Genomic DNA, 8,490 nt, shown 5'->3' with positions numbered 1-8,490 from the left:
ACATTCATCAGGATGAATAACCAAAAAGTTTGGACCTTCATAGAAGCAATCTACAGGACATACTTCTACGCAATCTTGATATTTACATTTAATACAGTTTTCGGTAACGACAAAAGCCATGTTGTCCTGCCTCTTAATTTAAAATCAAATTTAAGCTGATATAACGCCTAAATCTTAACCAATGGGAAAAACTTATATAATATCCTTATTCTACGCATGATTAGACACATTTGTAAGCCCTAATCTACTTAGCTTTTCATCAGTAATGCTTGTAAGTCATATAACTGTTGTAGAGCAGCACGCGGCGTTAGGTTGTCAATATCTATCGCTTTTAGGGCTTGTTCGACTTGGCTTACCTGTGGCTTTTCAATAATTTTTTCAACCACTTTCTCAACAACAACAGGTTCGGCAAATAAGCCCGCTTGCATGGGAGCAGGTTTTTGTTTGGCTTTTTGAGCATTAGGACTTTGCTCTAGCTCTTGTAGTTTGTGCTGAGCGGCTTGAATAACTGCCATAGGCACACCTGCTAACTTAGCGACTTGCAAACCAAAACTTTTACTGGCTGCCCCTTCGATAACTTGATGCAGAAACACTAAATGATCGCCATAATCACTCGCAGCAACATGGACATTCGCGACGCCCTGATAATATTGTGGCAAACTGGTAAGTTCAAAATAATGGGTTGCAAACAAAGTTAAAGCTTTGATTTGTTGCGCCAAATGCACAGCCGCTGCCCATGCTAAGGCTAAACCATCAAACGTGCTCGTGCCTCTCCCTACTTCATCCATTAACACTAAACTTTGTTCGGTAGCGTTTTGTAGAATATTCGCGGTTTCGGTCATTTCAACCATAAAGGTTGAACGGCCACCTGCTAAATCATCAGATGAGCCAATGCGGGTAAAAATTCTGTCTATACAACCAATCGTTGCTGCTTGTGCAGGCACAAAACTGCCAATATGCGCCAATAACACAATCAACGCCGTTTGACGCATAAACGTTGATTTACCGCCCATATTTGGCCCTGTGATAATCAACATTTTTTGTTTAGAGGTTAATAAAGTGTCGTTTGCGGTAAATGGGCTATTTAACACGGCTTCAACCACAGGATGACGACCTTGTTTAATATCAACCGTAATTTGTGACACCAGTTGTGGCTTCACCCAATTTAACGAAGCTGCTCTATCGGCCAAGGCCACCAACACATCAAGTTCTGCCAACGCTAAACTCATGTGTTGTAGCGGAGCTAAATATTGTGAAAAACCCTCTAAAAGTTGCTCGTATAAGAACTTTTCACGGGCTAAGGCTTTTGCCGCAGCAGATAAGGCTTTGTCCTCAAATACTTTAAGTTCGGGCGTGATAAACCGTTCGGCATTTTTTAGCGTTTGACGACGAATAAAATGGGCTGGTGCGTTATCGGCTTGGGCACGAGTTAGCTCAATATAATAACCACTGACACGGTTATAGCCAATTTTTAAGTTGGCAATACCTGTTGCTTCACGTTCTTTTAATTCTAGTTGTAATAAATAATCGCCTGCATTGGTGCTAATTGCGCGTAATTCATCTAACTCCGCATCAAAGCCATCTGCTAATACGCCACCGTCACGAATCACCACAGGCGGGTTATCAACAATGGCTTTGCTCAGTAATTGATGTAGTTGTGGAAATTCTTGAATATCATCTGCTAAGGCTTGAATTTTGCTGTCTTTAGCCAGTTTTAATTGCTGTTGCAAGGCAGGCAATTCGGCAAACACTTCTCGCAAACGGCTTAAATCACGCGGACGCGCGGTTTTTAATGCTACCCTTGCTAAAATTCGCTCACAATCACCAATTGCTTGCAAATGACTCTGCAATTTTTCGTAATAATAATCGCTACTTAACTCAGTAATGGCTGCTTGTCGAGCTAACAATGTCGGCACATGACGAACAGGCTGATGTAACCAACGACGTAATAAACGGCTACCCATCGGTGTTTGGCAAACGTCTAACACCCATGCCAAACTATATTGGAACTCACCCACTAAGGTTTGCGTTAACTCTAGATTTTTGCGAGTGGCTGCATCTAAATAAATAAAATCACTGGCTTGTTCGACGCGTAAACCTTGTAGATGTGGTAAAGCAGTTTTTTGGGTTTCTTTGGCATACTGCAACAATGCACCAGCAGCAATAATGGCCGCAGGTAAATGTTGACAACCAAAACCTTGCAAATCTTTAACGGCGAATTGTTGGCATAAGATATGTTGTGCCGTTTCTAAACCAAATTGCCACGGCGGATATTTACGAATTGGCCGATTATCAAGCCATGCTAATACAGGCGAATCTTCACTAATTAGAATTTCGGCAGGATTTAAACGAGCTAATTCAGCAGCTAAACCATCAGGCGATAACTCACAACTGAGCACACTAAAACGACCGCTACTAATATCTAAAACCGCTAAACCTAATTCTTGCTGATAGGCATGAATCGCTAATAATAAAGCCTCTTGTTTAGCATCTAAAAATGCTTCATCAGTCACTGTGCCTGCGGTTAAGATACGGACAACTTTGCGTTCAACAGGCCCTTTGCTGGTGGCAGGATCACCTACTTGCTCACAAATAACCACCGCTTCGCCAAGCTTAACCAACTTTGCCACATAACCTTCGGCCGCATGAAATGGCACACCTGCCATGGGAATGGGAGTTCCTGCGGTTTTGCCACGATGGGTTAAGGTAATATCTAATAAACGTGCAGCCTTATGCGCATCATCAAAAAACAATTCATAAAAATCGCCCATTCGATAAAAAACTAAGGCATGGGGATAATCGGCTTTGATGCGTAAATATTGCTGCATCATTGGGGTATGGTCGGCAAAATCGGTCACAGTCGTTGCTCTGTTCAGTCCTAAAAATTGAGTGTCAATTTTAACGATGATTGAGATTGGTTGATAGTTTTAAATAGCGACGATTTATGACGCACGACATTTTTTGACCTCTAGCCAAAAGCTAATTAACCTGCGACTATACAGCCATCCAATCCACAACCTACATCACTCTTTAGGAGATAAAAAATGGATGATAACAAACGTAAAGCTCTTGGTGCTGCTTTAGCGCAAATCGAAAAACAATTTGGTAAAAACACCTTAATGCGTTTAGGTGATAAACCTACCGAGGCCATTCAAGCAGTCTCAACAGGTTCTTTAGGGTTAGATATTGCCCTTGGTATTGGGGGTTTACCTAAAGGTCGTATTGTTGAAATTTATGGCCCAGAGTCATCAGGTAAAACAACCTTAACCTTACAAGTGATTGCCGAATGCCAACGTCAAGGTGGCACAGCTGCGTTTATTGATGCCGAACACGCACTTGACCCAACTTATGCCCGTAAATTAGGTGTTGATACCGACAACTTATATGTCACTCAACCAGATAATGGCGAACAAGGACTTGAAATTGCCGATATGTTAGTACGTTCTGGGGCAGTTGATGTAATTGTAATTGACTCTGTGGCTGCTCTGACTCCTAAAGCCGAAATTGAAGGAGATATGGGTGATTCGCACATGGGTTTACAAGCACGTTTGATGAGCCAAGCCTTGCGTAAAATCACGGGTAATGCCAAACGTACCAACTGTTTAGTGATTTTTATTAATCAATTGCGTATGAAAATTGGTGTAATGTTTGGTAGCCCCGAAACCACAACAGGTGGTAATGCACTTAAGTTTTATGCTTCTGTGCGTTTAGATATTCGCCGTACAGGTGCGGTAAAAGATGGTGAAGAGGTTGTGGGTTCTGAAACCAAAGTTAAAGTGGTAAAAAACAAAGTTGCCCCACCATTCCGCGAAACCACTTTCCAAATTATGTATGGTCAAGGTACAAACCGTTTGGGTGAATTGGTTGATTTGGGTGTTGACCAAAATATCATTCAAAAATCGGGGGCTTGGTATGCTTATCAAGGCAACAAGATTGGCCAAGGCAAAGCCAATGCTTGTAAGTATTTTGAAGAAAATCCAGCCGTTGCTGAGGTGATTGAAGCCGAAGTACGCAATAAATTATTGTCTATTCCTGCACCTAATGCAGCCTCTGAACAAGAAGCTACTGAAGCTGCATTAGAAGGCGAAGATTTTGCTTAATTAAACAAAAAACAAGTGTAGGCTGGGCATTTTGCCCAGCTTATTGTTTGCTAAACCAAAGCCTATATCCGTTTAGATACTCTGCATAAAATTAATAAACTCAGGAGCTATCTAAACCTTCAAATGTAAACCAGAGGCTCTTTTGGTTTCTTGTTCTATGGTTTTTAGCAAAATCGGCTTTAATGCCCATAATTGAATTTGTTTTTTTGCACGAGTAATGCCTGTATATAACAATTGGCGAGTTAAAATTGGCAACTCCTCTTTAGGCAAAACCACTGCAACCTGTTTAAACTCTGAGCCTTGAGATTTATGAATCGTTAATGCTAATGCCGTCTCACTGTGCGCCAAACGTGCCGCCGACACACGCTTAGTTGGAGTGTCTCGTGCTGGAAAATAGACATAAAATCCATCTTCTTCCTCAAGCGTAATGCCAATATCACCATTAAAAACATCAAGACTATAATCATTTTGGGTTACCATCACAGGACGACCATGATACCAAACAGCTAAAGGGTCTTCATTTTGAGCCAATTCCTTTTGCAACAATAAACTAAGACGCTGATTTAGTGCGTTGACCCCATAACTTCCCTCGCGTACTGCACATAACACCCTAAAGTCATCAAAGAGTTTTAATAAATCAACAATATCAGTTTTACTTTTCAAAGCCTGTGCAAAGGCTTGATAACCAATAAAGAGCTTTTTAGCTAATGATTCAACTTGTTCTAAAGGTGCATAATTTAGCTCATCACTACTTTGTTCAATTAATTGAGTCACCGTTAGCGTATCTCCACGGCATACCGCTTCGGCTAATTGACCAATTTGCCCACCAAAACGCTGACTTTGGGTGAGATGCACTCGGCTATTCTTTAGCGTTTGCGCTTTATTGAGTTCTGCCAATACTGCGCCCGCTTCTACAGCGGCTAATTGATTGGCATCTCCTAAAAGAATTAATCGCGCTTGAGGATTAATTGCGGTGACTAATTGACTTGCCATACGCAAATCAATCATTGATGCTTCGTCAACAATAATCAAATCATAAGGTAACGGTTGCTGTGCATTAAACTTAGGCTGCGTGCCATGCCCCATTCCTAACAAACGATGCAATGTAAAAGCTGTTTGTGGTAAAGCTTTTAGTAGCTGCTGCGCTACAGGTAATTGCGCCAAACTCTGACGTAAAGCTTCTTGCATTCGTGCAGCGGCTTTACCTGTTGGTGCAGCCAAAGCAACTGTTAACTGTGAATTTTGCTGTAGTAATGCTATTAAAATTCGTACTAAGGTAAAGGTTTTACCTGTACCCGGCCCACCCGTAATCAGTGTAAAACCACTTTGTAACGCGACTTTAATCGCTTGCGCTTGTTGTAGATGAGTGCCTACGGAAAGTTGTTGCAAATCTGCATCGGCTAATGTGCTTGGAATATGTCGATTGAGTTGCTTAATGGCTTGTGCTAAACGATATTCATCCCACCAATAACGATATAAATACAAGCGTTTATCTTCTAAAACTAAGGGAGCTATATGCTGTAAAGCTTGTTCAACAGGCACAATAATCGGAGATTGATATTCGGCTAAACGTTCAAAAAACTCACTATATAAACAACTATGACCGTGATCTAAAGCCGCACACAAATCACGTACATAACCAGCCAATCTTATGCTGTGCTGACGATTACCACCTTGCCCTTCATGTAATTGTACTAACAAGGTGGCTAAACTATCTGCCCATGCAGAACCAAACTCACTACGTTGTATAGGAAGATGTAAAAAGCTCATAAATCCCACTTAAATCGTTTTTGTAGTTTAATAGCTTTTTTACCTACACCTTGTATAGTGACTTCAACACTATCAACGACAAAACCTGACGGCAAAACAAATTCACCCGTAATACTTTTAAAAAATTGAAAACTTTGTTCCTCACTTTGCAAGATAACTGGCGTCTGTTTGTTATTGGGTATAATTTTTACAATCACTCTTACATTTTGTTTATTGTTTTGCGGTTGTGTGAGTAATACTCGATATTGATAACTACCATTAGTGAGACGCTGAACATTAAAACTATCAATATTTAAGGCGTTAGCTGCTCCCTTAGTGCCTAATAAACGTTGATATACCATGATTTGCTCTTGCATATCGGCAACGCTGGCTAATTGACTTTTGTTGTCTTGCTGAAGTTGTTGCGAGGTTTTTTGGGCAATATCAAGATTTTGCTGAGCAATTGCTAATTGCTGTTGCAAAAGCGGAATTTGTTGATTTTGCTGTTTAACTTGTTGCCGCAATTGTTGGACTTCATTGGCACTCGCACCAATGCTACGCAAACCGTAATCATAACCCCAGTAAAAAAAGCCAATCGCATTGACTACTAAACCTAATATGGCAACTAAACTCCATGCTAATAAATGCTGAGTAATTGGACTATTTAAGTAACTTTTTAGTCGTTGTCTGCGTCCACTTTGCCACACAATTTTTATCCTACAATGATAATAGTAATATTTTAGTTATCCCCTCACCCCAATCATCTCCCTGAAGGGGCGAGGGAGAAAAAACACTTTAGGGTAACAAGGCAATATGATTTAAGCCCGTTGTTTCGGGTAAACCACACATAATATTCATGTTTTGTATAGCCTGACCTGCTGCACCTTTTACTAAGTTATCAATCACCGAAAGAATGACAACGGTATCGCCGCCTTGTGGACGATGCACCGCCATACGACACATATTTGCACCACGCACCGTGCGTGTTTCTGGATGGCTGCCTGCGGGTAATACATCCACAAATGCTTCATTGGCATAAGTTTGCTCATAAAGTGCTTGTAAATCTGCAATGTCACCTGTTAAACGCGCATACAAGGTTGCATGAATACCACGAATCATTGGCAATAAATGTGGTACAAAGGTTAAACCCACGTTTTGGCCACTAATATGCGCTAAACCTTGTTTAATTTCGGGAAGATGACGATGGCCAGCAACACCATAAGCTTTAAAACTATCGCCTGCTTCACACAATAAGGTATGCACTTCAGCTTTACGACCTGCCCCCGACACACCCGATTTAGCATCAGCCACTAAACTTTGTGTGTCAATCAGCCCCGCCTTTAATAAAGGCAAAAAGCCTAATTGCACTGCTGTCGGATAACAACCTGGATTAGCCACTAAACGCGCATTTTTAATGGCTTCACGATTGACTTCTGGCAATCCATACACCGCTTCTGCTAATAAATTCTCGCTGGCATGCGCCATACCATACCATTTTTGCCATTCAGCAGGATCTTTTAAACGGTAATCCGCTGCTAAATCAATAACTTTAATGCCCTTGTCTAATAATTCTGGGACTTGCTTCATGGCAACGCCATTAGGCGTAGCAAAAAATACCACATCACAGTCGCCTAAATTTTCGATAGTCGGTTCGGTAAATGGTAAATCTACACGACCACGTAAGTTGGGAAACATTTGCGATACAGGCATACCTGCTTCGCTACGCGAGGTAATGGCTTTTAACTCAACTTGTGGGTGTTGTGCTAATAAACGCAATAATTCAACACCGGTATAACCTGTACCACCAACAATACCAACTTTAATCACACTATATCTCCAAAAGACTTAATAGGGGCTGCTGTATTATAACGAGCTATTAAAACATCTAACAGCAAAGCTTTTGTTAAAAAATGATTTGTCTATCTTAAAAATCTTGTTATTCTCAAATCATCTTTTAACAAAAAATTCTGTTAAATTGACCTACAAAATCAATACTTATCATCAAAAAAAGAATAATTAGCCAAAAACTAGGAGATATTTATGGCGCGTAATGCAATGACTGATGCTGACAAATTATTACGTCGTGCTGATTTTATTAATGCTGCGCATCAGTTGTTTAGGGAACAAAAAATTTTACCCTCTGTTGCAGATATTGCTAAATCGGCAGGCTTAGCCAAAGGTACTGTTTATTTGTACTTTAAGACCAAAGAAGAAATTTTTATTGCTCTGCTTGAAGATGATTTTGCTAAATTACTCCAAAAGCTGTCAATTATTATTCAACAATTACCACTGAATGGAGTAAAAGCCGCAGAGTTTTTTTGCTAAAGAATATAGTCAACTCATCAAAGAGTTACCTGATTTATTACCTTTAGCATCTATATCGAATGGAGTGCTAGAACAAAATCTTCCTATAGAATCAATGGTTCGTTTTAAGCTTTTTTTGGCTTCTTCTTTACAAGAATTTGGTTATCTGATTGAACAAAAATTTTCCTTAAAACCTAATGAGGGGTCGGGGTTATTATTACGCAGCTACGCACTTACTTTAGGCTTGTGGCAATCCTTAGCATATCCCAATGCGCTAATTAATGCCTTGTCACCTGAAATTATTAAAATTTTAAAACGTGATTTTAATTATGAGTTA

Annotated in this window: 7 protein-coding genes and 1 pseudogene; 3 read left to right on the top strand and 5 right to left on the bottom strand. The window is 40.3% G+C overall.

Features of this window, described 5'->3' with window-relative positions:
• Window positions 1-120: pseudogene (locus Q0212_RS08985) on the bottom strand (ferredoxin); the annotation flags it as partial.
• 128 nt (window positions 121-248) lie between these two features.
• On the bottom strand, window positions 249-2,831 hold the full coding sequence (gene mutS, locus Q0212_RS08980; protein WP_297924672.1) for a DNA mismatch repair protein MutS: 2,583 nt from the start codon (window positions 2,829-2,831) through the stop codon (window positions 249-251).
• A gap of 213 nt (window positions 2,832-3,044) precedes the next feature.
• Between mutS and recA the strand changes: the two genes are divergently transcribed.
• Window positions 3,045-4,100: a recombinase RecA gene (gene recA, locus Q0212_RS08975; protein WP_297924669.1), complete on the top strand. Its 1,056-nt coding sequence runs from the start codon at window positions 3,045-3,047 to the stop codon at window positions 4,098-4,100.
• Between the two features lie 111 nt (window positions 4,101-4,211).
• Here recA and recD read toward each other — a convergent pair whose 3' ends face one another.
• The 3 genes from recD to argC all read right to left on the bottom strand — a co-directional run bounded on the left by recD (window position 4,212) and on the right by argC (window position 7,676).
• Window positions 4,212-5,870, bottom strand: a complete 1,659-nt coding sequence (gene recD, locus Q0212_RS08970) for an exodeoxyribonuclease V subunit alpha (RefSeq protein WP_297924668.1) — start codon at window positions 5,868-5,870, stop codon at window positions 4,212-4,214.
• A complete protein-coding gene (locus tag Q0212_RS08965) occupies window positions 5,867-6,556 on the bottom strand; it encodes a DUF6776 family protein (RefSeq protein ID WP_297924666.1) in 690 nt (229 codons plus the stop codon). The genes recD and Q0212_RS08965 overlap by 4 nt, the downstream gene beginning before the upstream one ends.
• Window positions 6,557-6,644: 88 nt before the next feature.
• On the bottom strand, window positions 6,645-7,676 hold the full coding sequence (gene argC, locus Q0212_RS08960) for an N-acetyl-gamma-glutamyl-phosphate reductase (protein ID WP_297924664.1): 1,032 nt from the start codon (window positions 7,674-7,676) through the stop codon (window positions 6,645-6,647).
• Window positions 7,677-7,889: 213 nt separating this feature from the next.
• Between argC and Q0212_RS08955 the strand changes: the two genes are divergently transcribed.
• Together Q0212_RS08955 and Q0212_RS08950 are read left to right on the top strand one after the other, a co-directional pair.
• On the top strand, window positions 7,890-8,174 hold the full coding sequence (locus Q0212_RS08955; RefSeq protein WP_297924663.1) for a TetR/AcrR family transcriptional regulator: 285 nt from the start codon (window positions 7,890-7,892) through the stop codon (window positions 8,172-8,174).
• Between the two features lie 16 nt (window positions 8,175-8,190).
• A partial coding sequence (locus tag Q0212_RS08950) for a hypothetical protein (protein ID WP_367175810.1) occupies window positions 8,191-8,490 on the top strand: 300 nt, incomplete at its 3' end.

This window comes from uncultured Agitococcus sp. (assembly GCF_937920075.1).
GTDB lineage: Bacteria > Pseudomonadota > Gammaproteobacteria > Pseudomonadales > Moraxellaceae > Agitococcus.
This window is presented reverse-complemented; position numbering and strand designations above follow the sequence as displayed.

Coding starts and splice junctions, on each gene's coding strand:
- mutS (WP_297924672.1), bottom strand. CDS start 2,831: ATGATGCAGCAATATTTACGCATCAAAGCCGATTATCCCCATGCCTTA.
- recA (WP_297924669.1), top strand. CDS start 3,045: ATGGATGATAACAAACGTAAAGCTCTTGGTGCTGCTTTAGCGCAAATC.
- recD (WP_297924668.1), bottom strand. CDS start 5,870: ATGAGCTTTTTACATCTTCCTATACAACGTAGTGAGTTTGGTTCTGCA.
- Q0212_RS08955 (WP_297924663.1), top strand. CDS start 7,890: ATGGCGCGTAATGCAATGACTGATGCTGACAAATTATTACGTCGTGCT.